The sequence below is a fragment of the Polaromonas sp. P1_G1 genome, assembly GCF_056405595.1.
Genome location: NZ_JBFUBU010000036.1, coordinates 1 through 26,579 on the forward strand (window position 1 = coordinate 1; position 26,579 = coordinate 26,579).

Annotated in this window: 26 protein-coding genes; 16 read left to right on the forward strand and 10 right to left on the reverse strand. The window is 66.0% G+C overall.

Annotated features, from left to right (window positions below):
* Positions 1 to 232 precede the first annotated feature (232 nt).
* The gene (gene metG / locus AC1D1Y_RS17915) at positions 233 to 2,311 is read left to right on the forward strand and encodes a methionine--tRNA ligase (RefSeq protein ID WP_477683511.1); all 2,079 of its coding nucleotides are present in this window, start codon (positions 233 to 235) and stop codon (positions 2,309 to 2,311) included.
* Between the two features lie 38 nt (positions 2,312 to 2,349).
* On the opposite strand, the gene AC1D1Y_RS17920 is transcribed toward metG, so the two are convergent.
* Positions 2,350 to 4,086 (reverse strand): sensor domain-containing diguanylate cyclase, encoded by a 1,737-nt coding sequence (locus AC1D1Y_RS17920; protein WP_477683512.1) that lies wholly within the window; start codon positions 4,084 to 4,086, stop codon positions 2,350 to 2,352.
* Between the two features lie 264 nt (positions 4,087 to 4,350).
* On the opposite strand from AC1D1Y_RS17920, the gene AC1D1Y_RS17925 reads away from it, so the two are divergent.
* Entirely contained in the window at positions 4,351 to 6,021 is a 1,671-nt protein-coding gene (locus AC1D1Y_RS17925; protein ID WP_477683513.1) for a SulP family inorganic anion transporter, read from the forward strand.
* On the opposite strand, the gene bamE is transcribed toward AC1D1Y_RS17925, so the two are convergent.
* Positions 6,018 to 6,539, reverse strand: coding sequence for an outer membrane protein assembly factor BamE domain-containing protein (gene bamE, locus AC1D1Y_RS17930; RefSeq protein ID WP_477683514.1), 522 nt, complete (start codon positions 6,537 to 6,539; stop codon positions 6,018 to 6,020). The two genes, AC1D1Y_RS17925 and bamE, sit on opposite strands and share 4 nt — an antisense overlap.
* Positions 6,540 to 6,681: 142 nt before the next feature.
* Between bamE and AC1D1Y_RS17935 the strand changes: the two genes are divergently transcribed.
* From AC1D1Y_RS17935 to AC1D1Y_RS17950, 4 genes are read left to right on the forward strand one after another with little or no spacing between them, the layout of a single operon-like run.
* Positions 6,682 to 6,909: a DUF3460 family protein gene (locus AC1D1Y_RS17935; RefSeq protein ID WP_477652534.1), complete on the forward strand. Its 228-nt coding sequence runs from the start codon at positions 6,682 to 6,684 to the stop codon at positions 6,907 to 6,909.
* A 44-nt stretch (positions 6,910 to 6,953) separates the two neighbouring features.
* Entirely contained in the window at positions 6,954 to 7,835 is an 882-nt protein-coding gene (locus AC1D1Y_RS17940; RefSeq protein WP_436157382.1) for a segregation and condensation protein A, read from the forward strand.
* Between the two features lie 18 nt (positions 7,836 to 7,853).
* Positions 7,854 to 9,467, forward strand: a complete 1,614-nt coding sequence (gene nadB, locus AC1D1Y_RS17945; RefSeq protein ID WP_477683515.1) for an L-aspartate oxidase — start codon at positions 7,854 to 7,856, stop codon at positions 9,465 to 9,467.
* Between the two features lie 41 nt (positions 9,468 to 9,508).
* Positions 9,509 to 9,868 carry a 5-carboxymethyl-2-hydroxymuconate Delta-isomerase gene (locus AC1D1Y_RS17950; RefSeq protein ID WP_477652531.1) on the forward strand — a complete coding sequence of 120 codons (360 nt, stop codon included), beginning with the start codon at positions 9,509 to 9,511 and terminating at the stop codon, positions 9,866 to 9,868.
* Positions 9,869 to 10,133: 265 nt separating this feature from the next.
* On the opposite strand, the gene AC1D1Y_RS17955 is transcribed toward AC1D1Y_RS17950, so the two are convergent.
* The 4 genes from AC1D1Y_RS17955 to nadC form a co-directional block, all read right to left on the reverse strand.
* A complete protein-coding gene (locus tag AC1D1Y_RS17955) occupies positions 10,134 to 11,729 on the reverse strand; it encodes a tetratricopeptide repeat protein (RefSeq protein ID WP_477683516.1) in 1,596 nt (531 codons plus the stop codon).
* Positions 11,730 to 11,813: 84 nt separating this feature from the next.
* Complete coding sequence (gene pabB, locus AC1D1Y_RS17960; protein ID WP_477683517.1) at positions 11,814 to 13,595, reverse strand: aminodeoxychorismate synthase component I; 1,782 nt, start codon at positions 13,593 to 13,595, stop codon at positions 11,814 to 11,816.
* Between the two features lie 6 nt (positions 13,596 to 13,601).
* On the reverse strand, positions 13,602 to 14,717 hold the full coding sequence (gene nadA / locus AC1D1Y_RS17965) for a quinolinate synthase NadA (protein ID WP_477683518.1): 1,116 nt from the start codon (positions 14,715 to 14,717) through the stop codon (positions 13,602 to 13,604).
* A 2-nt stretch (positions 14,718 to 14,719) separates the two neighbouring features.
* Complete coding sequence (gene nadC / locus AC1D1Y_RS17970) at positions 14,720 to 15,589, reverse strand: carboxylating nicotinate-nucleotide diphosphorylase (RefSeq protein ID WP_477683519.1); 870 nt, start codon at positions 15,587 to 15,589, stop codon at positions 14,720 to 14,722.
* Positions 15,590 to 15,760: 171 nt separating this feature from the next.
* Between nadC and panD the strand changes: the two genes are divergently transcribed.
* The 9 genes from panD to AC1D1Y_RS18015 all read left to right on the forward strand — a co-directional run bounded on the left by panD (position 15,761) and on the right by AC1D1Y_RS18015 (position 23,262).
* Positions 15,761 to 16,141: an aspartate 1-decarboxylase gene (gene panD, locus AC1D1Y_RS17975; protein ID WP_007867856.1), complete on the forward strand. Its 381-nt coding sequence runs from the start codon at positions 15,761 to 15,763 to the stop codon at positions 16,139 to 16,141.
* 59 nt (positions 16,142 to 16,200) lie between these two features.
* A complete protein-coding gene (locus tag AC1D1Y_RS17980; RefSeq protein WP_477683520.1) occupies positions 16,201 to 17,532 on the forward strand; it encodes an adenosylmethionine--8-amino-7-oxononanoate transaminase in 1,332 nt (443 codons plus the stop codon).
* Entirely contained in the window at positions 17,525 to 18,217 is a 693-nt protein-coding gene (gene bioD, locus AC1D1Y_RS17985) for a dethiobiotin synthase (protein WP_477683521.1), read from the forward strand. Before AC1D1Y_RS17980 ends, bioD begins: the two co-directional genes overlap by 8 nt.
* Complete coding sequence (gene bioF, locus AC1D1Y_RS17990) at positions 18,214 to 19,413, forward strand: 8-amino-7-oxononanoate synthase (RefSeq protein WP_477683548.1); 1,200 nt, start codon at positions 18,214 to 18,216, stop codon at positions 19,411 to 19,413. The genes bioD and bioF overlap by 4 nt, the downstream gene beginning before the upstream one ends.
* Before the next feature lie 68 nt (positions 19,414 to 19,481).
* Complete coding sequence (gene bioB / locus AC1D1Y_RS17995; protein WP_477652524.1) at positions 19,482 to 20,501, forward strand: biotin synthase BioB; 1,020 nt, start codon at positions 19,482 to 19,484, stop codon at positions 20,499 to 20,501.
* 88 nt (positions 20,502 to 20,589) lie between these two features.
* Positions 20,590 to 21,483 (forward strand): 3-methyl-2-oxobutanoate hydroxymethyltransferase, encoded by an 894-nt coding sequence (gene panB / locus AC1D1Y_RS18000; RefSeq protein ID WP_477683522.1) that lies wholly within the window; start codon positions 20,590 to 20,592, stop codon positions 21,481 to 21,483.
* Between the two features lie 37 nt (positions 21,484 to 21,520).
* Positions 21,521 to 22,369 (forward strand): pantoate--beta-alanine ligase, encoded by an 849-nt coding sequence (gene panC / locus AC1D1Y_RS18005; RefSeq protein ID WP_477683523.1) that lies wholly within the window; start codon positions 21,521 to 21,523, stop codon positions 22,367 to 22,369.
* A gap of 2 nt (positions 22,370 to 22,371) precedes the next feature.
* Positions 22,372 to 22,851, forward strand: coding sequence for an N-acetyltransferase family protein (locus tag AC1D1Y_RS18010; protein ID WP_477683524.1), 480 nt, complete (start codon positions 22,372 to 22,374; stop codon positions 22,849 to 22,851).
* A gap of 81 nt (positions 22,852 to 22,932) precedes the next feature.
* Positions 22,933 to 23,262, forward strand: coding sequence for a cupin domain-containing protein (locus tag AC1D1Y_RS18015; RefSeq protein ID WP_477683525.1), 330 nt, complete (start codon positions 22,933 to 22,935; stop codon positions 23,260 to 23,262).
* Between the two features lie 20 nt (positions 23,263 to 23,282).
* On the opposite strand, the gene AC1D1Y_RS18020 is transcribed toward AC1D1Y_RS18015, so the two are convergent.
* The 4 genes from AC1D1Y_RS18020 to AC1D1Y_RS18035 all read right to left on the reverse strand — a co-directional run bounded on the left by AC1D1Y_RS18020 (position 23,283) and on the right by AC1D1Y_RS18035 (position 25,676).
* The gene (locus AC1D1Y_RS18020) at positions 23,283 to 24,293 is read right to left on the reverse strand and encodes an NAD(P)H-dependent glycerol-3-phosphate dehydrogenase (protein WP_477683526.1); all 1,011 of its coding nucleotides are present in this window, start codon (positions 24,291 to 24,293) and stop codon (positions 23,283 to 23,285) included.
* Positions 24,294 to 24,336: 43 nt separating this feature from the next.
* The gene (gene secB / locus AC1D1Y_RS18025) at positions 24,337 to 24,804 is read right to left on the reverse strand and encodes a protein-export chaperone SecB (RefSeq protein WP_477683527.1); all 468 of its coding nucleotides are present in this window, start codon (positions 24,802 to 24,804) and stop codon (positions 24,337 to 24,339) included.
* 90 nt (positions 24,805 to 24,894) lie between these two features.
* On the reverse strand, positions 24,895 to 25,158 hold the full coding sequence (gene grxC, locus AC1D1Y_RS18030) for a glutaredoxin 3 (RefSeq protein WP_007867884.1): 264 nt from the start codon (positions 25,156 to 25,158) through the stop codon (positions 24,895 to 24,897).
* 107 nt (positions 25,159 to 25,265) lie between these two features.
* Complete coding sequence (locus AC1D1Y_RS18035) at positions 25,266 to 25,676, reverse strand: rhodanese-like domain-containing protein (protein WP_477676554.1); 411 nt, start codon at positions 25,674 to 25,676, stop codon at positions 25,266 to 25,268.
* Positions 25,677 to 25,808: 132 nt separating this feature from the next.
* On the opposite strand from AC1D1Y_RS18035, the gene gpmA reads away from it, so the two are divergent.
* Positions 25,809 to 26,552, forward strand: a complete 744-nt coding sequence (gene gpmA / locus AC1D1Y_RS18040; protein ID WP_477683528.1) for a 2,3-diphosphoglycerate-dependent phosphoglycerate mutase — start codon at positions 25,809 to 25,811, stop codon at positions 26,550 to 26,552.
* Positions 26,553 to 26,579: the final 27 nt, after the last annotated feature.

Genomic DNA, 26,579 nt, shown 5'->3' on the forward strand with positions numbered 1-26,579 from the left:
GTGCGACACCCATAGCACAGCTATGGGTTAGCGCCGCAACGCCGCAGACCGCCCGAGAAGGCGCTTGCCCTCCGGGTTGGGGTGAAATCGGGCGATTGAGCCACCCAGTCCCTTGCATGGGCATTAGCCCATGCAGCGTGCCCGGTCGGCCCACTCATCCCGATTGCACCCCAACGCGGCCCCGTTTAGACCGTGAACAGGTTCTACCCTCATTAAGCCAAAAAAGATCCTTATGTCCCAGCGCCGCCTGTTCGTCACCACCGCCCTGCCCTATGCCAACGGCAATTTCCATATCGGCCACATCATGGAATACATCCAGGCCGACATCTGGGTGCGTTTCCAGCGCATGCAGGGTAATGCGGTGAACTTCGTGGGCGCCGACGACGCCCACGGCGCGCCCATCATGATCGCCGCCGAAAAAGCCGGCAAGACGCCACAGCAGTTCGTGGCCGACATCGCCGCGGGCCGCAAGCCCTACCTGGAYGGYTTCCACATCAGCTTCGACAACTGGCACTCCACCGACGGCCCGGAAAACCACCAGCTCGCGCAGCAGATCTACCTGGACCTCAAAAAGGCCGGCCTGATCGCCACCAAGACCATAGAGCAGTTCTTCGACGCAGAGAAGAACATGTTCCTGCCCGACCGCTTCATCAAGGGCGAATGCCCCAACTGCCATTCCAAAGACCAGTACGGCGACAACTGCGARGTSTGCGGCKCSGTCTAYGCRCCCACCGACCTGATCAACCCTTATTCGGCCCTGTCGGGCGCCAAGCCGGTGCTCAAAAGCTCGGAGCATTTTTTCTTCACTCTGTCCGACCCGCGCTGCGTGGAGTTCCTCGAAAAATGGACGCAGGACGGCAAGCTGCAGCCCGAGGTGGCCAACAAGGTCAAGGAGTGGTTCTCGGTGCGCGAGAACGCCGACGGCACGAAGAGCGAAGGCCTGGGCGACTGGGACATCAGCCGCGACGCACCCTACTTCGGCATTGAAATCCCCGACGCGCCGGGCAAGTATTTCTACGTCTGGCTGGACGCGCCGGTCGGCTACCTGGCTTCGCTGAAAAACCTGCTCGAAAAACGCGGCGAGAACTACGACGCCTACATGGCCACGCCCGGCCTGGAGCAGTACCACTTCATCGGCAAGGACATCGTCACTTTCCACACCCTGTTCTGGCCGGCCATGCTGCACTTCAGCGGCCGCAAGACGCCAGACAACGTGTTTGTGCACGGTTTCCTGACGGTGAACAACGGCGAGAAGATGAGCAAGAGCCGCGGCACCGGCCTGGACCCGCTCAAGTATCTGAGCCTGGGCATGAACCCCGAATGGCTACGCTACTACCTGGCCGCCAAGCTCAATGCGCGTAACGAGGACATCGACTTCAACGCCGACGACTTCATGGCGCGCGTCAACAGCGACCTGGTGGGCAAGTACATCAACATCGCGAGCCGCGCGGCGGGCTTTATCAGCAAGCGTTTTGCGGGACAGCTCGGCGCGGTGTCGGCCGACGGCGCCGCGCTGCTGGACGCGCTGCGCGCGGCCAAGGACGTGATCACGCCACTCTACGAAAGCCGCGAGTTCGCCAAGGCCCTGCGCGAAACCATGCTGCTGACGGACCGCGTCAACGCCTATGTGGACCAGAACAAACCCTGGGAGCTCGCCAAGCAGGACGGCATGGACGCGCGCCTGCAGGATGTCTGCACGGTCTGCATCGAAGCCTTCCGCCTGCTCACGATTTACCTCAAGCCCGTGCTGCCCGCGCTGGCCGCGCAGGTCGAAGCCTTCCTGAAGGTCGGCCCGCTGGGTTTTGCCGACGCCGGCGCCATGCTGGGCAAGGGCCATGTGATCGGCGACTACAAGCACCTGATGCAGCGCGTCGACCCCAAGCAGCTCGAGGCACTGTTCGAACCGCCGGCCCAGACCGAACCCGCACCGGCCGCGCCCACGGACCTGCCGGGCGGCGAGGCGCTAGCCCCCACCATCACGATTGACGATTTCGCAAAGGTCGACCTTCGCATCGCGAAGATCGTCAACTGCGAACCAGTCGAAGGCTCAACCAAGCTGCTGCGCCTGACGCTGGATGCCGGCGAAGGCCGCATGCGCAATGTGTTCAGCGGCATCGCCTCGGCCTACAAACCCGAAGACCTGGTCGGCAAGCTCACTGTGCTGGTCGCCAACCTGGCGCCGCGAAAAATGAAGTTCGGCATCAGCGAAGGCATGGTGCTGGCCGCCAGCCATGCCGATGAAAAAACCCAGCCGGGTATTTATGTGCTGGAGCCGCTGCCGGGTGCGACACCGGGCATGCGCATCCACTAAGCCGCGGACAGGGCGAGCGCTTTCCGCGCCGCCCGGCCTCAGCCTGCCGCCGCGCTGATAAAGCGCAGGCCGGTGCCTGAACGGCCCGACAGCTCCCTCAGCACATCGCCCATGGCGTGCAGCAACTGCTCGGCGTCGGGCTGGTTGAAAGGCGCCTCGGCCACGGCGATCCTGAACTGCATCATGGTGCCGGGCGGCAGGCTGGGGCTGTCGGCCAGGCCGCGGGCGATCAGGCGCTGCGCCATCTGCGTGAGTTCGTCGCGCGTGAGGTGGCCCTGCAGGATCAGCAGAAAATCGCCGTCTCGGTGCCGCGCCACGGTGTCGCCATCGCTGGCCACGCCCGCCACGCAGGCCCCGGCCTGCACCACCGCGCTTTGCGCCGCTTCCATGCCGTAATCCTGGCGGATGTCGATGGCGTTGCCCAGCCGCACGCGCATCACCGCGCCGGCGCCCGGGTCGCGCCGCTGGCGCACCAGCAGGGCGTCCAGCCGCAGCAACAACACGCGGTGGTTGCCCAGCCCGGTCAAAGGGTCCACGCGCGTGAGCGCGCCGACGCGGGCCTGGTTGTCGCGCTTTTCGCGGCTGCGCAGGTACAGGGCCACCACCAACAGCAGGATTTCGAAGGCCGCGCCAATCTGCGCGCCGTACTGCGTGGCGACCCCCAGCGGCAGCAGGCCCTGCGTGCGCAGGATGGGAAACACCGACCCCACCGTCAGGCAGACCATGGCGGCCAGCACCCACATGCCGACCAGGGGCCGGCGCCAGACATACCAGCCGGCCACGCTGAGGTAGACGGCCATGCTGCCCAGGTAGTAGGGCGTGGCCAAGTTGAAGGAGGACTTGTTGCCCATCACCAGGAAAGCCGCCAGGATGCCCGCGCCTATCAGCGTCATCATCAGCAGGCCGCGCGACAGCCAGGGTGCGTCGCGGTCGACCACCATCTGCCGTAAAAAGAGGTGCAGCAACGCGGCGGTGGCCAGCGTCATGGCGACCGGCGCGCTGTCGTTCCACCAGGCGCTGCCCGGCCAGAGGAATTCACCCGCCAGCCCGGTCAGCGCCAGCTGGCCCGCCGCCACCACCAGCACATAGCCCGCGAAGAAGAGATGGATGCCGTCGCGCCAGGACACGGCGTGCAGCGCGCTCATCAGCGCGATCAGCAGCACCAGGCCTACGTACACCCCGAGCAGCAGGTGCGCCTCCTTGGACTGTTCGTGGAAGCTGTCGGGGTCGGACAGTTGCCAGGGCACGCTGATGGGATAGTTGTGCGCCACGCGCAGGTAGGTGGGCCGGGTTTCGCCGGGCTGCAGCAGGAGCTCGAACGCCGGCGTCAGATGGCGCACCGGCCAGGCCGAGACGGGCACCGCGTCGCCGGAACGCTCGAGTTGCCAGGCACCGGCGCCGGATGCCCCGGCCGCGGGACGGTACAGGTCCACGCTGTCCATATTGGGATGGGGAACTGTGAGCATCAGCGGCGTGGGCACGGCGACCGCCGGCAAGGCCAACCGATACCAGAGTGCCGCCCCGCCCCCGGTGGGCATGATGGCCCCGGACTCGACGGGACTGCCCTCACCGGCATCAAACTTGCTGCGTACCTGCTCGAAGCTGAGGGTGCCCACGCTGTCGACCAACACCTGGCCCTCGCCCATGACGCCGCGCCCGGCCTTGAAAGGGCCAGTCACCGCGGCGGCGGGGATACCGGCGGGAGCGTCTACCGCGGGGGAAACAGGAACTTCCTGCGCCAGCGCCATGGCGTGGGCCAGCAGCAAAGCGGCCAAGAAGGCGGCAAAGGATGGCAAGCGCGGCAACATCAACGAAGAAACAACAACAGGCAATCACGTCCCCCGAGAAAAGCATGCCGAACATGCCGAGGCGTATCCTGACCTAAGCGGCAAGCTTTGAGTCAGTAAAGCCTTAAAAAAGTAATCCATTAGGTCTAATTTTCACTCTTAATGTAACGAATCTTTACATTGCGAACAATGGAAAAAAGTCACGCAAAGGACGCTTCGTCCACCCACTCGCAGCGCCACAATCGGGGACCCATGCACTGGCCCGCCTACCTCGCGCCCTTTCGCCCTCGCCTGTTTTCAGCGCTGGCGGGCTACACGCGGGAGCGTTTTCTGAAAGACGCCGGGGCCGGCGTCACCGTCGGTATTGTGGCCTTGCCGCTGGCCATGGCCTTTGCGATCGCGTCCGGCCTCAAGCCCGAAGCCGGCATCTGGACGGCCATCATCGCCGGCGCGCTGATCGCGTCACTGGGCGGCTCGGCGGTGCAAATCGGCGGGCCGGCCGGTGCCTTCATCGTGATCGTCTACGGCATCCTCGAGCGCTACGGCCTGGCCAACCTGATGATCGCCACCGCCTGCGCCGGCGTGCTGCTGTTCCTGCTGGGCCTGCTGAAGCTGGGCACGCTGGTACGTTATGTGCCGGTCAGCATCGTCGTCGGTTTCACCAACGGCATCGCGGTGCTGATCGCGCTGTCGCAGGTGAAGGATTTGCTGGGCCTGGTCGTGCCCAAGATGCCGGCCGATTTTTTCTCGCAGATCAAGGTCCTCGGCGGCCACCTGGACAGCTTCAACCCTTATGCGCTGGGCCTGGGCCTCATCTGCCTGCTGGGCCTGTTCATCTGGCCCCGGCTGTTCGACACGCAAGCGCGCGGCGCCGGCGGCTTCACCATGCGACTGATACGCATGATGCAGGCGGTCGAGGGTGTGCAGCTCAAGCGCGCCACGCGCATGGCCTCGCGCATGCCTGGCCCCATCGTGGCGCTGGTGACGCTAACGGCCTTCACCTACGCGCTGTCGCTGCCGGTGGAAACCATAGGCACGCGCTTCGGCGGCATCCCGCGCGCCCTGCCCTCCTTCGCGCTGCCGGATTTTTCGTGGGAAACGGTGCGCCTGCTGGTGGCGCCCACCATCACCATCGCGATGCTGGGCGCGGTGGAGTCGCTGCTCTGCGCGCGCGTGGCCGACCAGGTCTCGGGCCTGCCGCGCCACGACCCCAACCAGGAGTTGATGGCCCAGGGCGTGGCCAACTTCGTCGTGCCTTTTTTCGGCGGCATGCCGGCCACCGGCACGATTGCCCGCACCGTGACCAATGTGCGCTCCGGCGCCACGTCGCCGGTCTCCGGCCTGGTGCATGCGCTCACACTGGTCGTCATCGTGCTGGCCGCCGCGCCGCTGGCCGTGCACGTGCCACTGGCCGTGCTCTCGGGCATATTGCTCTATGTGGCCTGGAACATGGGTGAGTGGCGCGAGTTCGCCCGGCTACCCCAGGCCAGCAGCCACTACCGGCTCATCATGCTGGGCACATTTTTTCTGACCGTGGTGTTCGACCTCACGGTGGCCCTGCAGGTCGGGCTGATCCTGGCCTGCGTGCTCTTCGTCAAGCGCATGAGCAGCCTGTTCCAGGTGGTCGAGGTCTCACGCGATGCCGACACCGCGAGCTTCCAGCTCTATGGCTCGCTGTTCTTCGGCGCGGTGGCCAAGCTCGACCCCATCCTCAACGTCGTGGAAAGCGCGCCCAAGGGCCTGGTCGTGCGGCTGGACGTGCAATCGCTGCAGTCGCTGGACACCTCGGGCCTGGACGTGCTCGAGCAGTTGCACAAGGCCATCGTGCTGCGCGGCGGCCGGCTGGTGGTCGCCGGGCTCAACGCCCAGCCGCTGGCCGTGATGGAGCGATCCGGCTTCCTGGCAAAAATCGAGACGGTTTAGCGCGTGCCGCCGCTAGGGCTGATGCTTTCCTCGTCGGTGGACGCCGTGCCCTTGACCTTGAGGTCGGCGTCAAACACCACCGTGAAGATGCGCGCCGTCGATGGCGGATTCAGGTAGCGCCAGTCGTAATGGGTTTCCTGCTTGAGCGCGTAGGGCGTGACCTTCATGGGCTTGCCGAGCATCTTGCGCACCTGCTCCATGCGCATGCCGGGCAGCACCTTCTCGAAGTTCTGCGGCGTGAGCACCTGCCTGAGCGCGCTCATCTTGCCATCAGCGCCTATGGTGATCATGTAATTGACCTGGCCCTGCGGCTGACGGTTGTATTCAAAGGTGCGGGCGCCCGGCGCCGCGGCCGCGCCCGGCAGGGGCGTCTCGGCCATGTCGGCCGCGCTCCAGATTTTTTCGGGCTCGCCGAAGCGGGCGCGCACGTCGGCTTCGGTGGCTACGCCTTCCTCGAGTTCGGCGATGCGCTGCGGGTCGCAGCCCACCAGGCCCAGAACAAATGACAGCAGACCCATACAGGCAAGCACCCTTCTTGATGAAAAGGCGGAGGAACCGCCCTTTTGGGCCGGTAACAAGGGCGAAAAGGGCGAAAACAAGGAAGGCATGGCAGACCCCGGTAAAATCAGCCCACTATACGTTTCAGGCAGTTTAGACCCCATGGCCCTCCTCAACATCTTCCGCCGCTCCGACTACACCTCCGACACGACGCAATTCATCGACCAGCTCAAGGCCCAAAAGCCCACGCTGGAGGCCGAACAGCGCGCAGGGCGCGCCCTGCTGTGGGACAAGAACCTGGACCGGACCGAGCAGGCCGAATACGGCGAGGCCCGCGTGCCGCAGCAGCCCTACGTCTACGGCACCAGCAGCCACCCCAACGGCAAATAAGGGCGCCACAGCCCTTCGCGACGACCGCAGCCGCTGCTTTTTTCATGTCCCAGCCCCATTTCCCCCCCGCTCCCCAGGAACTGCCGCCGCCCGCCGGCCAGGCGCAGCCTGAGGCAACGGGCACGGACATGCCTGCGGTGATAGACCAGGTCGCGCTGGCCCGCCTGTATGGCGAGCCGCTGTTTGCCATGCCGCACGACCTGTACATCCCGCCGGATGCGCTGCAGGTTTTCCTCGAGGCCTTCGAGGGCCCGCTGGACTTGCTGCTCTACTTGATCCGCAAGCAGAACTTCAACATCCTCGACATCCCGATGGCGGCGGTCACGCGCCAGTACCTGACCTACGTCGACGAGATTCGCGCCACCAATCTCGAGCTCGCGGCCGAATACCTGCTGATGGCGGCCATGCTGATCGAGATCAAGTCGCGCATGCTGCTGCCGCCCAAGAAGGTGGCCGAGGGCCAGGAGCCCGAGGACCCGCGCGCCGAACTGGTGCGCCGCCTGCTCGAGTACGAGCAGATCAAGCTGGCAGCCCACAAGCTCAACGAGGTGCCGCAATTCGGCCGCGACTTCCTGCGCGCGCAGGTCTATGTCGAGCAGTCGCTGCAGCCGCGCTTTCCCGACGTCAACGTGGTCGACCTGCAGGAAGCCTGGCGCGACATTGTCAAGCGCGCGCGCCTGATCCAGCACCACGTGATCAGCCGCGAAGAACTCTCGGTGCGCGAGCACATGAGCATCGTGCTGCGCAAACTGCAGGGCCGCAAGTTCCTGGAGTTCGAAGAACTGTTCGACGCCGCGCGCGGCATGCCGGTGCTGGTCGTGACCTTTATCGCGCTGCTCGAGCTCTCCAAGGAAGGCCTGCTGGAAGTCACGCAGGCCGAGGCTTTTGCGCCCATCTACGTACGCCTTGCGTACACGCCTGCTTAGGCCCCAACCTTTTCATCAATGACACGCTTGCCGGCCCCGCCGCAGCACGCCTTTGACGYCCTCATCATCGGCAGCGGCCTGGCCGGCCAGGCCGCCGCACTGCTGCTGGCCCCGGGGCGGCGCGTGGCGGTGGTCACCAAACGCGAACTCAACGACGGCTCCAGCGCCTGGGCCCAGGGCGGCATGGCCGCGGTGCTGGCTGTAGGCGACACGCTGGCGCAGCACGTAGAGGACACCTTGGTGGCCGGAGCCGGCCTGTGCGACCTGCCGGCCACGCAGGCCGTTGTGCAGGGCGCGCCCGAGGCCATCGCCTGGCTGCGTCAATTGGGTGTGGCGTTTTCGGAAGACGGCGAGCACCCGGGCGAGCTGCACCTGACCCGCGAAGGCGGCCACAGCCAGCGCCGCATCGTGCACGCGGCCGACGCCACCGGCGCGGCCGTGCAGCGCACGCTGATGGAGCGGGTGCGCGCCACGCCGGGAATCACGCTGTTTGAGCACCACATGCTGGTCGACCTGATCACCGACCGCCAACTCAAGCGGTCCGGCAAACGCTGCCACGGCGCCTATGTGCTCGACACGGCCGGCGGCCAGGTGCTGACCTTCAGTGCCGGCCAGACCATCCTGGCGACAGGCGGCGCGGGCAAGGTTTACCTGTATTCGACCAACCCCGACACCGCCACCGGTGACGGCATTGCCGCCGCTTGGCGCGCGGGCTGCCGCGTGGGCAATATGGAGTTCATCCAGTTCCACCCGACCTGCCTCTACCACCCCGAGGCTAAATCATTTTTGATCACCGAAGCCGTGCGCGGCGAAGGCGGCAAGCTGCTGCTGCCGCCCTCGGCCGGCGGCGGGCGCTTCATGCCGGCGCATGACGAACGCGCCGAACTCGCGCCGCGCGACGTGGTGGCCCGCGCCATCGACTTTGAAATGAAAAAGCACGGCCTGGACTGCGTCTACCTGGACATCTCGCACCAGAGTCCGGCTTTTTTGCAGGAGCACTTTCCCAACATCCTCAAGCGCTGCCTCGAACTCGGCATAGACATCACACGCCAGCCGATTCCGGTGGTGCCGGCCGCGCATTACACCTGCGGCGGCGTGCTGACCGACCTGCAAGGCCACAGCGACGTGGCGGGCCTCTATGCGATCGGAGAGACCGCCTGCACCGGCCTGCACGGCGCCAACCGGCTCGCCAGCAACTCGCTGGTCGAATGTGTGGTGCTGGCGCGCGCCGCCGCGACCGCGATTGAAGCCGAAGCCGCCGCCGAAACGCCCGCCCTGCCCGCCTGGGACGAAAGCCAGGTCACCGACGCCGACGAGGCCGTGGTGATCTCACACAACTGGGACGAGCTGCGCCGCTTCATGTGGAATTACGTGGGCATTGTGCGCACCACCAAACGGCTGGAGCGCGCGGCGCATCGCATCGCGCTGCTGGATGCCGAGATCCAGGAGTTTTACGCCAATTTCCGCGTCACGCGCGACCTGCTGGAATTGCGCAACCTGGTGCAGGTGGCCGATTTGATCGTGCGCTCGGCCCACGGCCGGCATGAAAGCCGCGGCCTGCACTTCAGCCGTGACTATCCCGGCATCGCCGAGCAGGCCATTCCCACCGTGCTGGTGCCGCCCGGAAGCTGATCATTCCCGATTTTTTTGCCACTCCCCTCTCTGGAATTTACATGCCTCACCTGATCGTTGAATACTCCAGCAACCTCGCCGGCTTCCCCAAGGCCGAAGTGCTGCGGGCCCTGAACCAGGTCCTCACCGCCAGCCCTGAAATCCAGGACGAGTCCGACCTGAAAACCCGCCTGGTGGCGCTGGACGATTTTGAGATCGGCGCCGCGCCGGCCTCACGCGCCTTTGTGCATGCCCAGCTGCGCCTGCTCTCAGGCCGTACACCTGAAGCCAAGAAAGACCTGGGCGCGCGCATCGCCGAAGTGCTGCGCCGCCTGAGCCCGCGGCCCGCGGGCTTGATGGTGCAACTGAGCGTGGAAATGGTGGACATGGACCGCGCGTCCTACGTCAAGGAAAAGCTTTAAGGCAAGCCGGGTTCAGGCAAGGGTCGCGTCTATCCAGCCCCTGAGGCTGTTCACAAAGGCCCAGGCATCCACCGCGGCCAAGGCGTCGACCCGCACGACCGCTTTGCGATCGAAGAGACCGTCTGCACGTCAGCCGCGACTATCCCGGGATGGCCGCGTCTGCCGTGCCTACCGTACTGGTGCCGCCTGCTACCCAGGCGCAGGCAGCTTAAACCGGCCCTTGCGTCCTTCTGATCGGCAGCGACGCCCTTGATTGCCTAAGCGGCTAAGCCGGCAATGGCGGCCCGCCGTTCCGCTGGCGCCACAGCATCAGGTAGCCCGGTACGGACCTGCCGTACTCCATGCGGACCTGATTTTTTTTCATGCTCAGCATCTCGAAACCATTGTGCAAACCGGTACGGGCCACATAGTCAAGGGAATGCGTGTAGCGGCCCGTGGCGTGCAGCCGAAAGTCGCGAGCGTCCGGCAAGTCCGGCGCTTTATCGGCAATCGTGTCAATGGACTCCACGGAAAATGCGAACAAACCACCTGCGCGCAGCAGCCTTTGCGCTTCGCTGAACAAGTCATCCAGCCTTCCGATATAGACAAAAACATCTGTGGAAATCAACATGTCATAACTGAGGGCCGCCTCCTTTTGCATCATGGCGAGTAAATCCATGTGCTCGAGCCGGGAGTAGATGCCCCGGGCCCGAGCCTTCGCGAGCATCTTGCCGGAGAGGTCAACGCCCACCAACTCTTTTGCGTAGGGAGAAATCGCTGCGCCAGACAACCCCGTTCCGCAACCGAGGTCCAGCACGGACCATTGCCCCGCGGCCGGGGTGGTCGCCTCGCATATAAGGTCAATCAGTTTTTTCGGCGCGTCGTAGCGCAGCGTCTGCACCAGATGCGAGTCAAAGGTTTGCGCATACTCGTCAAACAGCTGCTCGATATACCCGCTGGGAGCGCGGTCGGAGTTTTCCCCCGACATGGCGGCCACCAGATGGGCGACCGGGCTGTCAGGCTGCAGTTCGACGACTCGCCGGTAGCAGTTAATCGCGCCTTCCTTGTCCCCGCTCTCCAGGAGAATGTTCCCCAGAAAGCGATGCGCTTCAACATGCTCAGGCTTGAGCTCAATTGCGCGCCGATAGGATGCAATGGCATTTGCACTTTTCCCCGACGCATTCATGGCACCGCCAAGGGCTACATGGATATCCGCGTTAGCGGGGGCTATGGAAATCGCCTTTTCATAGCATTCAATGGCTTTTTTACGGTGCTCAAGACGGCCGTGCGCATCACCCATGATTTTGTAAGACATCGCCGCGGTGGGCTCCAGCGCCACTGCTTTGCCATGGTAAAGAATGGCGCTTAAAAAGTCCGCCTCATTAAAAAGCAAATTACCCAGGAAGAAGTGAAACTCCGCCGACCGGGGAAATGCAAGAATTGCTTTTTGGATGAGCGCCTTGGCATCTTCAGTCTTGCCGGACTGAAATAAAAGGTCGAAGAGATCACGATAAGCAAATTCGAAGTCCGGTTTGAGTTCCAGGGCCCTTGTGAAATGCCGGATGGAGCCAGCCTGGTCATCAACGGCTTTTGACGCCTTGCCCAGCAGGTAGTGAACGTCCGCAAGAGCGGGATCTATCGACAAGGCACGTTCAAGCGCCGCGATGGCTTCCCCGAATTTCCGCTGTTCAACCAAAGAGAACCCCAGGCCCACATGCGCATCAACAAAGTCCGGATTGATCGAGATCGCGTCACGGTAACAAGCAGCGGCCTCGTCAAACTGGCCCAGAGCCAGGTGTTGGTCGCCTTGCCTCTTGAATGCAGCGTCACGGGCAACTACAGGCGTTTCCGATTCAAACCAGGTTTTTAGTTTTTCCAGCACAACTTGCCTTTCAATTCAAAATCCACACGAACCTGGCACATTGTCGCCTTGTCCTGGCGGTTGGGGACCCCCCGGGGGCTTTGCCTAGGCAAGCCCAAGGTCCAGCCCGGCGGACGGTTCCAGATCAGCAGGTATCCAACCCCGCAGGCTGTTGACAAAGGCCAGTGCCTCCACGCGCGACAAGTCTTTCACTCGCACCACGGATTCCCCCTGGATGCGGCCGTCTTGCAACGCACGGGCACGCCCCACGCCGGCCAGCAAGCCGCAGCGCAGCGGCGGCGTAACCCAGCGGCCGTCCAGCAGGAAGGCGACATTGCCGCGCGTGCACTCAGTGAATTCGCCGTCGGTGTTCCAGAGCAGCGTGTCGAACACCTCCGGCTGTGCGGGCGTGAAGGCGTCATAGTGGGCGCGCCGGGTGGTCTTGCAGCGAACGAATTCGCCATGCGCCTCGTCGAGCGCACGTACGGCCAGTTGCAGGCGCACGCGCGCAGGTGAAGCCGGCAGCGCATAGGCTTCGGCGCGGGCACGCCCTTGTGCATCCAGCAGCAAACGGACACGCCACGCGCCCTGGGCATGTGAGTCGGCCACTGACTGCAGTGCGCCCTGCACATGCCGTGTATCCCACGGGTAGCCAAAGTGCTGCGCAGCTTGGGACATGCGCAGCAGGTGGGCACCCGCATCGCGCAACTGGCCATCTGCGAGGCCCAGCGTTTCCAGCAGCTCGAATGGCGCGCTGGCGCGCTGCACGAATGCCTGTTTGAGTTTCCATTCGCGCCACTCGCCGGCGGCCGTGGCGCCTGAGGTGATGCCGCTACCGATGCCGCAACGCGCCGAGTTACCTCGCAAGGTCACGGTGCGTATCGGCACATTGAAGGTGGCCGCGCCGCCCGGGCGCAGCACGCCCACAGCGCCGCAGTAGGCACCGCGCGGCGCAGCCTCCAACGCGTGAATCGCCCGCATGGCCCGCACCTTGGGCGCGCCGGTGATCGAGCCGCAGGGGAACAGCGCGGCAAACACGTCGGCCAGGCTGCAGCCGGGCCGCGTGCGCGCCTCCACATCCGAAGTCATCTGCCAGACCGCCGGCAGGGCCTCGGTGTGGAACAGGCGCGGCACGCGCACGCTGAAGGGTTCGGCGATACGCGACAGGTCGTTGCGCAGCAGGTCGACGATCATCACGTTTTCGGCGCGCTCCTTGGGCGAGTTGCGCAGAGCCTCGGCCTGCGCGGCATCGTCCTCGGGATTCGCGCCGCGCGGCGCCGTGCCCTTCATGGGCCGGGCCAGCAGCATACCCTCGCGCCAGTCGAAAAAAAGCTCGGGTGAGACCGACAGCAGTTGCTCCTCGCCGGTGTCGAGGAAGGCCGCATAACCGCCCGGCTGGGCGCGCTGCAGGGCCTGGAACAAGGCCGGCGCGCTGCCCGAACCGCCGTCCAGCACAGCCCGCATCTGCGCCGTGAAGTTGACCTGGTAATACTCGCCGGCGGTAATCGCGCGCTGCAGTTCGGCCAGGGCGGCGTCGAAGGCCGGGCGCGCGATCGCCTCTTGCCATTGCAGCTGCGGCGAGGCCTCTTGTATCGGCTGCGGCCAGAGCAGCGCCTGCTCATGCACCGCAAACCAGGCCAGCGGCCCCTCGGCCGGGTGCACCACCAGCGCGGCATCAAAAGCGGGGGCGGCCTCGTAACGCAGGTAGCCCACACACCAGGCGCCGCGCTGCGCCGCGGCCTGCGCGGCATCGAGCACCGCGCGCACCTCTTCGGGCCGATGTGCCACCAGTACTTCGCGCGGCGCGCCGAAGGCCTGCTGCAGGCGCGGCCCGTCGGGCTGCTGGGGATCGGCGAAGTCGATAAGGGCGGAGAGGCTGCCTGTCACGTCAGATCAGGCGGCGCCGATATGCGGCACCAAGCCCGCCACCGGCCGCCCCGCCTTGAGGGCTTCGGTAAAGGCCAGCATGCGGTCAATCGGCAGGCGCGCGCGTTGGCCCAGAGCCGCATCGACGGTGATTGCATTCGTGCCGGTCTCCAGCACCTGCGCCAGTCCCGCCAGGCCGTTCATGGCCATCCAGGGGCAGTGCGCACAGCTTTTACAGGTGGCGCTGTTGCCGGCGGTGGGCGCTTCGATAAAGGTCTTGCCGGGGTTCAGCGTGCGCAGCTTGTGCAGCATGCCGTTGTCGGTGGCSACGATAAATTCTTTGGCATCCATCTCGCGCGCAGCTTTCAGGATGCCGGAGGTGGATCCCACGGCGTCTGCCAGCGCCACCACGTCGGCAGGCGATTCGGGGTGCACCAGCACGCGCGCGCCGGGGTGTTCGGCTTTCAGGGCCTGCAGCTCGAAGGCCTTGAACTCGTCGTGCACGATGCAGGCGCCGTTCCAGAACACCATGTCCGCGCCGGTCTCGCGCTGGATGTAGCCGCCCAGGTGCCGGTCGGGCGCCCAGAGGATCTTCTGGCCTTGCGCTTTGAGCGCGCGCACGATGTCGAGCGCGCAGCTGGAAGTGACCACCCAGTCGGCGCGCGCCTTCACGGCGGCGCTGGTGTTGGCGTAGACCACCACGGTGCGGTCCGGATGGGCATCGCAAAACGCGCTGAATTCGTCGACCGGGCAGCCCAGGTCCAGCGAGCAGGTCGCGTCGAGGTCGGGCATGAGCACGCGTTTTTCGGGCGACAGGATTTTGGCCGTCTCGCCCATGAAACGCACGCCGGAGACCACCAGGGTTTGCGCCGCATGGTCGCGGCCAAAGCGCGCCATTTCGAGCGAGTCCGACACCAGGCCGCCGGTCTCTTCAGCCAGGTCCTGCAGGTCGGGGTGCACATAGTAGTGCGACACCATGACAGCGTTGCGCGCCTTGAGCAGCTCGCGGATGCGGCTTTTAAGCGCCGCACGCTCGGCCTGCGTCGGCTCGGCCGGCACGCGGGCCCAGGCTTGGTGGGTGCTGCAGGCGCCGGCCGCTTCGGGCTGCTCGTACTCGACGCGAATCGGCAGGGTTGCGTGCATGCTCAGGCCGCCTGTGCGTCAAAGCGCATGGAAAAATCGATCGCCCGGACATCCTTGGTCAGCGTGCCGATGGAAATGCGGTCCACGCCGGTTTCGGCCAGGACGCGCAGGCCGTCCAGCGTGACGCCGCCGGAAATCTCCAGCACGGCGCGTCCGGCGTTGATGCGCACCGACTCTTTCAGGTCGGGCAAGCTCATGTTGTCCAGCAGCACCATGCGCGCACCTGCATTCAGGGCCTGGGCCAGCTCGTCGAGGTTCTCGACCTCGATCTGCACAAAATCGGCCTGAGAAGCGACTTCGGCCGCGCGCGCCAGCACCTGGGCAATGCCGCCGGCCGCCGCGATGTGGTTTTCCTTGATCAGCACCGCGTCGTACAAACCGACCCGGTGATTGCTGCCGCCGCCGGCCACCACGGCGTATTTCTGCGCCAGGCGCAGGCCCGGCAAGGTTTTTCGCGTGTCCACAATGACGGCCTTCGTGCCTTTGACGATGTCGGCGTAAACCGCTGTTTTACTCGCAACGGCGCTTAGGAGCTGTAAAAAATTCAGCGCCGTGCGTTCGGCCGACAGCAGGGCACGGGCCTGGCCGCGCACCTCGAACACCACCTGGCCGGCTTCGCAGCGCTCGCCGTCCTTTACATGCCAGGTCAGCTGGGCTTGCGGGTCCAGCTGCCGCACCGTCGCCTCAACCCAGGCGGCGCCGCAGACAATGGCGCTTTCGCGCGCCACCACTTGTGCGCGTGCCTGGCGGGCCGCATCGATCAGGCCGGCCGTCAGGTCGCCCGCGCCTATGTCTTCGGCGAGGGCGCGCGCCGCGTCGGCCTGGGCCAGGGCGGCCAGCGCTTCGGCCGTGAAATCAAATGACTTTTTCATGAGCAATCTAAGATTGGGAGCACGCCATACCGTGCACTAAACTATTAAATAGAGCCGAAAACTGTCGCAAATGTTACAGCGGCTGGCCAGACGCCTGTATACCGCGATCCGCCCGCCCAACCGCCCAACAGTGGCGCTTTGCCTCTTGCCCCATTTTCATCGACGCCCACCATGTTCAGAACCCTGCTCAAATCCAAAATCCACCGCGCTGCGGTGACGCATTGCGAACTCAACTACGAAGGCTCCTGCGCCATCGACGAAGACCTGCTGGACGCCGCCAACCTGGCCGAGAACGAGCAGGTCCACATCTGGAACATCAACAACGGCGAGCGCTTCATCACCTACGCGATACGCGCCGAACGCGGCAGCCGCATCATCTCGGTCAACGGCTCGGCCGCGCGCCGCGCCGCGGTGGGCGACCTGGTCATCATCGCCGCCTTTGCGCAGGTGCATGAGGAGCATGTCGCGGGCTTCAGCCCCAAGCTGGTGTTCGTGAACCCGGACAACCGCATCAAGGAAGAGCGCTCCACCATCCCGGTGCAGCAGCCCTGAGCCGTTTCGGCCCCGAGCGGGGCCGCGGTCTTTTTCCTCTTCTCTTCACACAAGGACTCATGGACAACGCAGCGATGATCCGGCGCAGCCTGCGCCACGTGTGGCACCCCTGCACGCAGATGAAGCTGCACGAAGCCCAGCCACCTGTGCCCATTGCGCGGGCCGAAGGCCTGTGGCTTTACGACTTTGAAGGCGGGCGCTACCTGGACGGCGTCAGCTCCTGGTGGGTCAACCTGTTCGGCCACGGCCATCCGCACATCAAGGCGGCGCTGCGCGAGCAGCTCGACACGCTGGACCACGTGATGCTGGCCGGCTTCACGCACGCCCCGGTGGTGGAACTCTCCGAGCGCCTGGGCGCACTGACCGGCCTGGGCCACGCTTTTTACGGCAGCGACGGCGCCAGCGCCACCGAAATCGCGCTCAAGATGAGCGCCCACTACTGGCGCAACAGCGGCCGGCCCGAAAAAAGCCGCTTCATCGGCCTGGCCGGCGGCTACCACGGCGAAACCGTGGGTGCGCTGGCGGTCACCGACATCGCGATCTTCCGTGAAGCCTATGCGCCGCTGGTTCGGCTGGCCGCCACCGTGCCCAGCCCCGATGCGCGCGGCGCCCAGGCCGGCGAAAGCGCGGCAGACACGGCACACCGCGCTGCCGCCAGCCTGCAGGCCTGGCTGGAGCAGCACCACGCGGAGACCGCCGCGCTTATCGTCGAGCCCCTGGTGCAGTGCGCCGCCGGCATGGCCATGCACGATGCGGCCTACCTGCGCGAAGCCCGCGCGCTGTGCGACCGCTACGAGGTGCACCTGATCGCCGACGAAATCGCCACCGGCTTCGGCCGCACCGGCACGATGTTCGCGCACCAGCAGGCCGGCATACGGCCGGACTTCATCTGCCTCTCAAAAGGACTGACCGGCGGCACGCTGCCGCTGTCGGCCGTGCTGACCACCGACGCGGTCTACGAGGCCTTTTACGACGACGAAGTGGCGCGCGGATTTCTGCATTCGCATTCCTACACCGGCAACCCGCTGGCCTGCCGCGCCGCGCTTGCCACGCTGGAGCTGTTCGAGCAGACCGACGTGCTGGCGCGCAACGCCGAAACGGCCCAGATGCTGGACGCGGCCTTCGCGCCGCTGACGCAACACAAGGCCGTCCGGCACGCACGCCGGCTGGGCATGATCTGGGCCTGGGACGTGGAGCCCGACAGCCTTCCCCACTTCGCGCGCCGCTACACACAGCATGCGATGGCCAACGGCGTGCTGCTGCGCCCCATAGGCCAGACGATTTACGCGATGCCGCCCTATGTGATGGATGCGGAATCCGCCCAGCACCTGGCGCGCGGCGCGCTGGCGGCGCTGGAGGCCACGCTGGCCGAAGAAGGCGCCCATGGCTGAAGCCGCGCGCAGGCCGATCTCGCTGTTCGTGACCGGCACCGACACCGGCGTGGGCAAGACCCTGGCCAGCGCCGCGCTGCTGAATGCGCTGGCGCGCCACCACGTGCGCGTCGTCGGCATGAAACCCGTGGCGGCGGGCACGGTGCACATCGATGGCAAAGACGTCAATGAAGACGTGGTCGCGCTGCGCGCCGCCTCGACCTGCCGTGTGCCGCCCGAACTCGACAACCCGGTGCTGCTGCCCGACCCGGTGTCACCGCACATCGCCGCTAGCCGTGCCGGGCGCCCCATACGCATCGCCGAGCTGGTGGATTGCCAGCGCCGGCTCGCGCAGTTGGCCGACGCCGTAGTGGTGGAAGGCGCGGGCGGTTTCCAGGTGCCGCTGTCAGACCGCGAGACCGGTGCCGACCTGGCCCAGGCGCTGGGCCTGCCCGTGGTGCTGGTGGTGGGCCTACGGCTTGGGTGCCTCAACCATGCGTTGCTGACCGCCGACGCGATACGCGCGCGCGGCCTCACGCTGGCGGGCTGGGTGGCCAACCACGTCGATGCCGCCATGCTGGCGCAAGAGGACAACATMGCCTTCCTGCGGCAAAAACTGCAGGCGCCGTTGCTGGCCACCATTCCCCACCAGGCCGCGCCCGACCCGCGCGCGGTCATCTTTGAGCTTCCCCCCGCATGGCAATGACGACCGCTTCCTGGCTCGATGAATTTCCGGCCCGCCTGGCTGAGCTGGACAGCGCCCACCTGCGCCGCCGGCGCCGCGAGGTCACACCCGAAAGCGGGGCACGCCTGACGGTGGACGGCCAGAGCATGCTGGCCTTTTGCAGCAACGACTACCTGGGCCTGGCCACCCACCCGGCCCTGGTGCAGGCCGCCCGTGAAGGCGCGCAGGCTTATGGCGTGGGGGCCGGCGCCTCGCCGCTGGTCAGCGGCCACAGTGCGGCCAACGCGGCGCTGGAGCGCGAGCTCGCGGCCTTTGTGGGCCTGCCGCGTGCCTTGTATTTTTACGCGGGCTACGCGACCAACATCGGTATCGTGCSGGCGCTGGKGGGCGCCGGCGACGCGATCTTTTCGGACGCACTCAACCACGCCTGCCTGATCGACGGCGCGCGGCTGTCGCGCGCACAGATACACCGCTACGAGCATGCCGACCTTGGCGCGCTCGAAAACGAACTTTCTCGCAGCGATGCGCCGCGCAAGCTGGTGATCAGCGACGCCGTGTTCAGCATGGACGGCGACAGCGCCGACATCCCCGCGCTGCTGGCGCTGTGCGAGCGCCACGACGCCCTGCTGCTGCTGGACGACGCCCACGGCTTCGGCGTGCTGGGCCCGCAGGGCCGTGGCAGCCTGGCCGCCGCCGGCCTGCATGGCGCGCAAGCCTCGCGCCGCGTGCTCTACATGGCCACGCTGGGCAAGGCCGCCGGTGTCGCCGGCGCCTTTGTGGCGGGCGACGAGGCGCTGGTCGAATGGCTGCTGCAAAAAACCCGCAGCTATATATTTGCCACCGCCGCGCCCGCGCTGCTGGCGAGCGCCCTGCGCGCCAGCCTGCAAGTGATTGAGCAAGACGAGTGGCGGCGCGCGCATCTGCAGCGCCTCATCGCACGCCTGCGTGATGGCCTCACGGCAAGCCTTGAGGGCAGCGGCTGGCAGCTGTCGGCCTCGCAAACCGCCATCCAGCCACTGCTGATAGGCCCCAATGACAAAGCCCTGGCCGTGATGGACGGCCTGCGCGAGCGCGGCATCTGGGTGCCGGCGATACGCCCGCCCACCGTGGCCGAGGGCACGGCCCGGCTGCGCATCGCGCTGTCGGCCGCGCACAGCGAGGCCGACGTCGACCAATTGGTTGACGCCCTGGGCACGCTGGCGCGGCAGGCCGCTTGATCGTTACACCTTATTGCCCCAATCTCATCAGCTAGACTCCAAAACCCACGCTTCGGAAGGAAGAACACATGTCCCACGCCGCAGAACAAACCGTCACCCTGCACCGCCCCCGCGCCAAAGCCGCGCCAGCCCCCGCCGGCGACCCACGCTGGAGCGTTGACGCCATCGAGGCGCTGTTCAACCTGCCCTTCCCTGAACTGATGCACCGCGCGCAGACGGTGCACCGCGAAAATTTCGACCCGACGCACGTCGAGTTCGCCACCCTGCTGTCGGTCAAGACCGGCGGCTGCGCCGAAGACTGCGGCTACTGCCCGCAGGCCGCGCGCTACGACACCGGCGTGGAGGCCAGCAAACTGATGGAGCCCGCCGAAGTGCTGGCCGCCGCGCAACGCGCGCAAGCCGCCGGTGCCACGCGCTTTTGCATGGGTGCGGCCTGGCGCTCGCCCAAAGACCGCGACATCGAAAAAGTCGCCGAGCTGGTGCGCACCGTGAAGGCCCTGGGCCTGGAAACCTGCGCCACGCTGGGCATGCTGGAAGACGGCCATGCGCAAACCCTGCAAAGCGCGGGCCTGGACTACTACAACCACAACCTCGACAGCGCGCCTGATTTTTACGGCGACATCATCACCACGCGCGACTACCAGGACCGCCTGGACACGCTGGCGCGCGTGCGCAGCGCAGGCGTCAAGGTCTGCTGCGGCGGCATCGTCGGCATGGGCGAAACGCGCCGCCAGCGCGCCGGCCTGGTGGCCGAGCTCGCCAACCTCACGCCCTACCCCGAGTCGGTACCCATCAACAACCTGGTGAAGGTCGAAGGCACGCCGCTGGCGAACCAGGCCGACCTGGACCCGTTTGAGTTCGTGCGCACGATTGCCGTGGCCCGCATCACCATGCCGACCGCGCGCGTGCGCCTGTCGGCTGGCCGCCAGCAAATGGGCGACGGCGTGCAGGCCCTGTGTTTCCTGGCCGGCGCCAATTCGATCTTCTACGGCGACAAGCTGCTGACCACCGGCAACCCCGACACCGAGGCCGACGTCAAGCTGCTGGAACGCCTGGGCATGAGCCGATCGGCGCCTGAAGTTCGGTAACACGCACAGCTTGTCTGGGCTCTCTAAACCGCGCGCTAAAAAGCACGGTGAAGCTGGTTAGACTCTCGCTAAATTCCGGACCTGCCCCATGACGTCTGCTTCCAATACCTCCGCCACGCCCTACGGCACGCTGCCGCCCTCGTCCACGCCGTCGGCGCGCAAGCCGCTTAGCCTGCCGCGCCTGCGCGAAATGCATGCGCAGGGCGAAAAAATCACCATGCTGACGGCCTACGACGCGACCTTCGCGGCCGTGGCCGATGCGGCGGGCGTGGAATGCATCCTGGTCGGCGATTCGCTGGGCATGGTCTGCCAGGGCCTGACCAGCACCGTCGGCGTGACGCTGGAGACCATGCGCCACCACACCGAATGTGTGGCCAACGGCTTGCGCCGCTCGCAGGCCACGGCCTGGCTGATCGGCGACCTGCCCTTCGGCAGCTACCACGAGTCCAAAGAGCAGGCGCTGCGCAGCGCCGTGGTGCTGATGCAGGCCGGCGCCCACATGGTCAAGCTGGAAGGCGGCGGCTGGACAGCCGAAACCGTACGCTTCCTGGTCGAGCGCGGCATTCCCGTCTGCGCCCACCTGGGCCTGACGCCGCAGACCGTGCATGCGCTGGGCGGCTACCGCGTGCAGGGCAAGGGCGAGGAAGCCGCCGCCACGCTCAAGCAGCAGGCCCGCGAACTGCAGGATGCCGGCGCCGCCATGATGGTGCTGGAGATGGTGCCCGCGGCCCTGTCGGCCGAGCTGACGAAGGCCCTCCCCCACTGCGCCACCATAGGCATAGGCGCGGGCAGCGGCACGGCCGGCCAGGTCCTGGTGCTTCACGACATGCTGGGCATGAACCTGGGCAAGATGCCGAAGTTCGTGCGCAACTTCATGGAAGGCCCGGACAACAAAAGCGCCAGCGTGCGCGGCGCCATGGAAGCCTATGTGCGCGCCGTCAAGGACGGCAGCTTTCCGGTGAACGCCACCCACGCGTGGTGAGCCCCGCCCTCTTGCGCACGCCTTTTCTGGAGACATGATGCAGATCGTCCATACCATTCCCGAACTGCGCGAGGCCCTCAGCCCCTACAAGCGCCCGGCCTTTGTGCCCACCATGGGCAACCTGCAYGMSGGCCACWTSGCGCTSGTSMGSCAGGCCAAGCCGCTGGGCGACGTGASCGTSTCCASCATCTTYGTGAACCGCYTGCAGTTYGCSCCGCACGARGACTTYGACASCTACCCRCGCACCYTGGACGCCGACGCCGAGCGCCTCAAGGCCGCCGGCTGCAACGTGCTGTTCGCGCCGCTCGAAAAACACCTGTACCCCGAGCCACAGACCTACAAGGTGCATCCGGCCACGGACTTGAGCGACATCCTGGAAGGCCACTTCCGCCCCGGCTTTTTTATCGGCGTGAGCACCGTGGTGCTCAAGCTGTTCAGCTGCGTGTTCGCCGGCATGCCCTCGGGCGTGGCAGCCTTCGGCAAGAAGGACTATCAGCAGGTCATGGTGGTGCGCCGCATGGTGCAGCAGTTCGCGCTGCCCATCGAGATCCTGGCCGGCGAGACCCAGCGCGCCGAGGATGGCCTGGCGCTGTCGTCGCGCAATGGCTACCTGAGTGCCACCGAGCGCGCCGAGGCCGTGGAGCTCTCCAAGGCCATACGCGCGCTGGGCGAGGCCGCCCGCGCAGGCGGCACGCCCGACCTGCCCGCGCTGGAAGCCCATGCCATGCAGGCGCTGGCGCGCCGCGGCTGGAAGCCCGACTACCTCACCGTGCGCCGCCGCGCCGACCTGCTGGCGCCGCAAGGCCCGTTGGCCGGCGAGCCGCTGGTGGTGCTGGGCGCGGCCAAGCTGGGCAGCACGCGGCTGATCGACAACCTGGAAATCTAGGCGTGAGCGCGGTATCCATCCGTCTCGCGGCCCTGCCCGACCTGCCGGCCGTGGCCGCGCTGTTTGACGCCTACCGGCAGTTCTACGAACAGCCCGCCGACACGGCACTGGCGCTGCAATTCATCGGGGACCGCATGCGTAAGCAGGAGTCGGTGATCCTGGTCGCCCAGGCTACCGATGCCGCGGAATCCATCGTCGGCTTCTGCCAGCTCTACCCCAGTTTCTGCTCGGTGATCGCCCAGCCGATTCTGACGCTCTACGACCTCTATGTGGCGCCCGAAGCACGCCAGACCGGCGCCGGCCGCGCGCTGATGCAGGAGGCCCACGAACATGCCCGGCAGCAGGGCGTTGCTCGGCTGGACCTCAGCACCGCCAAAACCAACCACAGCGCGCAGGCCTTGTATGAATCACTGGACTGGGTGCGCGACGAGGTTTTCCTGTATTACAACAAGTCGATTCCCGGGGCGGTGGTGCCGACCTGATCAGGTCAAACGCGCGGACGGGCGACACCGGCCTTGGGGTATAAAGTTCCGGATCGTCTCCATGTTTGCAGGAGTTCCACCATGGCCATTCCCCACGCCGCCTCCGGGCAGCTGATCAACGTCCAGCCGCTGGCGGGAAAACTCTCGGAAGCCAGGACCGTCGCGCTGTTCAAAAGCGATGAACTGGAAGTCATGCGCCTCATCGTGCCGGCCGGCAAGACCGTGCCTTCGCACCAGGTCAAAGGCGAAATCACCGTGCAGTGCCTGGAGGGCGAGGTGGCCTTCACCGCGAACGGCCAGACCCAGCCCATGAAAGCCGGCCAGTTGCTCTGGCTGGCAGGCGGTGCGCCGCACGGCCTGACGGCGGTGCAGGACTCATCGCTACTGGTGACGCTGCATTTGTGTAAATAGGCCCGGCATGGGCCGGTGGATCAGGCCAGCTCAGCCGTAGGCCCGCGGCCCATCAGCATCGCCACCGCTTCGGCGGGCTGGAGTTTGCCGTCCAGCAAGGCCACCACGCTTTGCGCGATCGGCATTTCGACGCCCAGGCCGGCGGCGCGCTGCACCACGGCGCGGGCGCAGTAAACGCCTTCGGCGACATGGCCCAGCGAAGCAACCGCCTGCGCCAGCGTCTGGCCCTGGGCCAGCAGCAGGCCCACTTTGCGGTTGCGGCTCAGGTCGCCGGTGGCCGTGAGCACCAGGTCACCCAGGCCCGACAGGCCGGTGAAGGTTTCGGCGCGGGCGCCCAGCGCCACGCCCAGGCGCGTCATTTCGGCCAGACCGCGCGTGATGAGCGCGGCGCGGGCATTCAGGCCCAGCTGCAGGCCGTCGCACAGGCCTGTGGCGATGGCCAGCACGTTCTTGACAGCGCCGCCCACCTCGACGCCAACCACGTCGTCATTGGCGTACACGCGCAGGGTGGCGCCGTGGAAAGCGGCGACCAGCGCATCGCGCACCTCGGCATGCTCGCTGGCGGCGACCAGCGCCGTCGGCTGGCCGCGCGCGACTTCCAGCGCAAAGCTGGGGCCGCTGAGCACGCCGGCCCTTAAATCGGGGGCAGCCTGGGCACGGATTTCATGAACCATCAGCCCGAACGGCGAGGAAGCGGCGGCCACTGGGGCTTCAAAGCCCTTGCTGAGCCAGGCCACGGGCGCGCTGGCATGCTGCAGGCTTTGCAGCATGCCGCGCGCCGCCGAGACCGGCGTGGCCAGGATGATGAGGTCTTGCCCGGCCAGGGCCTGGGCCAGCGGCGTATCGCCGCCCTGCAGCGCCAGGGCAGCAGGCAAGGCAATGCCGGGCAGGTAGCGGGTGTTGGTGCGTTCGGACTTCAGGCTTGCCAGCTGCGCCGCATCGCGCGCCCACAGGGTGACCTGGTGGCGCGAGGCGCTGCTGACGGCCAGCGCCGTGCCCCAGGCACCCGCGCCAATGACCAGTATTTTCATGAGGACATCATGAGGCGGCCGGGACATTTATCCCGGCGGGCCATCACACGATGATCTGGGAAGCGGCCGGTGCGGCGGCCGCGGCTTCGGCCTGCTGCTGCTCGTACATGGCCTGGAAGTTGATTTCGGCCATGTGCACGGGCGGGAAACCGCCGCGCTGGATCACGTCAGCCACGTTGCCGCGAAGGTAGGGATAGACGATCTGCGGGCAGGCAATGCCCAGGATGGCGCCCAGCTGCTCGGGCGGCACGTTGCGGATYTCGAARATRCCGGCCTGCTTGGCTTCCACCARRAACACGGTCTTGTCGGCGATCTTGGTCTGCACGGTGGCCGTCACGGCGACTTCGAACAGGCCTTCGGCGATGGGGGTGGCGCCCACGCCCAGCTGGATGTCCACGCTGGGTTGCTCCTGGTTCAGCAGGATTTCGGGCGAATTGGGCTGCTCCAGCGACACGTCCTTGAGGTAAACGCGCTGGATCTGGAATACGGGGTCAAGATTGGCTTCAGCCATGGTGTTCTTTCGGGTGCGGGGAGGGGGATCGATGCGCCGGCAGGCCGGCGGCCAGCGCGCATTATCTCAGGCAATTCCTGCCTCAAAAATTCAGGCTGGATTATTCAGCAGCGGCATCAGGCCGCCTCGGCCGTCGAGGGCCATCAAGTCGTCGCAGCCGCCGACGTGGGTTTCGCCGATAAAGATCTGCGGCACCGTGCGCCGTCCCGTGATGTCCATCATCTTCTGGCGTTCGCCGGGCACCATGTCGACGCGAATTTCATCGAGTTCGGTGACGCCGCGCTGCTTGAGCAGCTGTTTGGCCTGGATGCAGTAAGGGCAGGTGCCGGTGGTGTAGATCTTGACGGTTTGCATGGTTTCTCCGTGTCGCGCCGGCCTGAGCGCAGCGGTGGAAAGTGGGTGAAGCGGGCCGGCCGGGTAAGGCAGGTTTCATGCCCGCCCTAGCCTGGCCAAACCCTGATTCAGGCCTTTTCGAGGGGAAGGTTAGCTTCTTTCCAGGCTTTGAGCCCGCCGCCCAGCGATTGGGCCTGCTCATAGCCGAGCTTTTTGGCGACGGCGACGGCACGGCCGGCGCGCGCGCCGGTGGCGCATACCAGGATCAGGGGAAGGCCCTTGTTCTTGACCGTGGCGGGCAATTTGTCTTCCAACTCGCTGAAAGGCACGTTTTTGGCACCCGTGACGTGGCCGGCGGCGAATTCGTCGGCTTCGCTGACGTCCACGACCACCGCTTTTTCGCGGTTGATCAGCTGCACCGCGCCGCTGGCGGTCAGCGCGCCGGCGTTCATGCCGCTGGCAATCATGGGCCAAACCAGCATGCCGCCCGAGGCGAGTGCTATCGAAATCAGCATCCAGTTATCGATCAGAAATTTCACGGTATACCCTTTGTGTATTTTTCGGCTAACCCGTGATTTTAGAATGGAGGGAGAAAAGGCCCCGCCGGCCACCCTCCCTATCCCCTTTTTTCCCTCTTTTCTCCCTTTTTCTCACTCTTCATCCCTCCCACCATGTACAAACTCGTGCTCATACGCCACGGCGAATCGACCTGGAACCTTGAAAACCGCTTTACCGGCTGGACCGACGTGGACCTCACCGAAACCGGCATTGAGCAGGCCAAAACCGCCGGCAAGCTGCTTAAAAACGACGGTTATGAGTTCGACCTCGCTTACACCAGCGTGCTCAAGCGCGCGACCCGCACGCTCTGGCACACGCTGGACGAGATGGATCGCACCTGGCTGCCCGTGGTGCACAGCTGGCGCCTCAACGAGCGGCATTACGGTGCCCTGCAGGGGCTGAACAAGGCCGAAACCGCGAAAAAATTCGGCGACGAGCAGGTGCTGGTCTGGCGCCGCAGCTATGACACGCCGCCGCCGCCGCTCGAGGCCAACGACCCGCGCAGCGAACGCGACGACCCGCGCTACGCCAAGCTGCAGCCCGGCCAGGTGCCGCTGACCGAATGCCTGAAAGACACCGTGGATCGAGTCCTGCCTTTCTGGAATGAGTCGATGGCGCCCGCCATCAAGGCCGGCAAGCGCATCGTGGTGGCGGCCCACGGCAATTCCATACGCGCGCTGGTGAAATACCTGGACAACATCTCCGACAGCGACATCGTGGGGCTCAACATCCCCAACGGCATTCCGCTGGTCTACGAACTGGACGCCGCACTCAAACCGCTGCGCCACTATTACCTGGGCGACAGCGAGGCTGCGGCCAAGGCCGCGGCGGCTGTGGGCGCACAAGGCAAGGCCTGATTCCTCCCGAGGGCTCGCCCGGCCTGG

Bases quoted from the DNA above. Each gene is read 5' to 3' on its own strand.
- AC1D1Y_RS17925 (WP_477683513.1), top strand. From the start codon at position 4,351: ATGCACTGGCCCGCCTACCTCGCGCCCTTTCGCCCTCGCCTGTTTTCA.
- bamE (WP_477683514.1), bottom strand. From the start codon at position 6,539: ATGGGTCTGCTGTCATTTGTTCTGGGCCTGGTGGGCTGCGACCCGCAG.
- AC1D1Y_RS17935 (WP_477652534.1), top strand. From the start codon at position 6,682: ATGGCCCTCCTCAACATCTTCCGCCGCTCCGACTACACCTCCGACACG.
- AC1D1Y_RS17940 (WP_436157382.1), top strand. From the start codon at position 6,954: ATGTCCCAGCCCCATTTCCCCCCCGCTCCCCAGGAACTGCCGCCGCCC.
- AC1D1Y_RS17950 (WP_477652531.1), top strand. From the start codon at position 9,509: ATGCCTCACCTGATCGTTGAATACTCCAGCAACCTCGCCGGCTTCCCC.
- nadC (WP_477683519.1), bottom strand. From the start codon at position 15,589: ATGAAAAAGTCATTTGATTTCACGGCCGAAGCGCTGGCCGCCCTGGCC.
- panD (WP_007867856.1), top strand. From the start codon at position 15,761: ATGTTCAGAACCCTGCTCAAATCCAAAATCCACCGCGCTGCGGTGACG.
- AC1D1Y_RS17980 (WP_477683520.1), top strand. From the start codon at position 16,201: ATGGACAACGCAGCGATGATCCGGCGCAGCCTGCGCCACGTGTGGCAC.
- bioB (WP_477652524.1), top strand. From the start codon at position 19,482: ATGTCCCACGCCGCAGAACAAACCGTCACCCTGCACCGCCCCCGCGCC.
- panB (WP_477683522.1), top strand. From the start codon at position 20,590: ATGACGTCTGCTTCCAATACCTCCGCCACGCCCTACGGCACGCTGCCG.
- AC1D1Y_RS18015 (WP_477683525.1), top strand. From the start codon at position 22,933: ATGGCCATTCCCCACGCCGCCTCCGGGCAGCTGATCAACGTCCAGCCG.
- AC1D1Y_RS18020 (WP_477683526.1), bottom strand. From the start codon at position 24,293: ATGAAAATACTGGTCATTGGCGCGGGTGCCTGGGGCACGGCGCTGGCC.
- grxC (WP_007867884.1), bottom strand. From the start codon at position 25,158: ATGCAAACCGTCAAGATCTACACCACCGGCACCTGCCCTTACTGCATC.
- gpmA (WP_477683528.1), top strand. From the start codon at position 25,809: ATGTACAAACTCGTGCTCATACGCCACGGCGAATCGACCTGGAACCTT.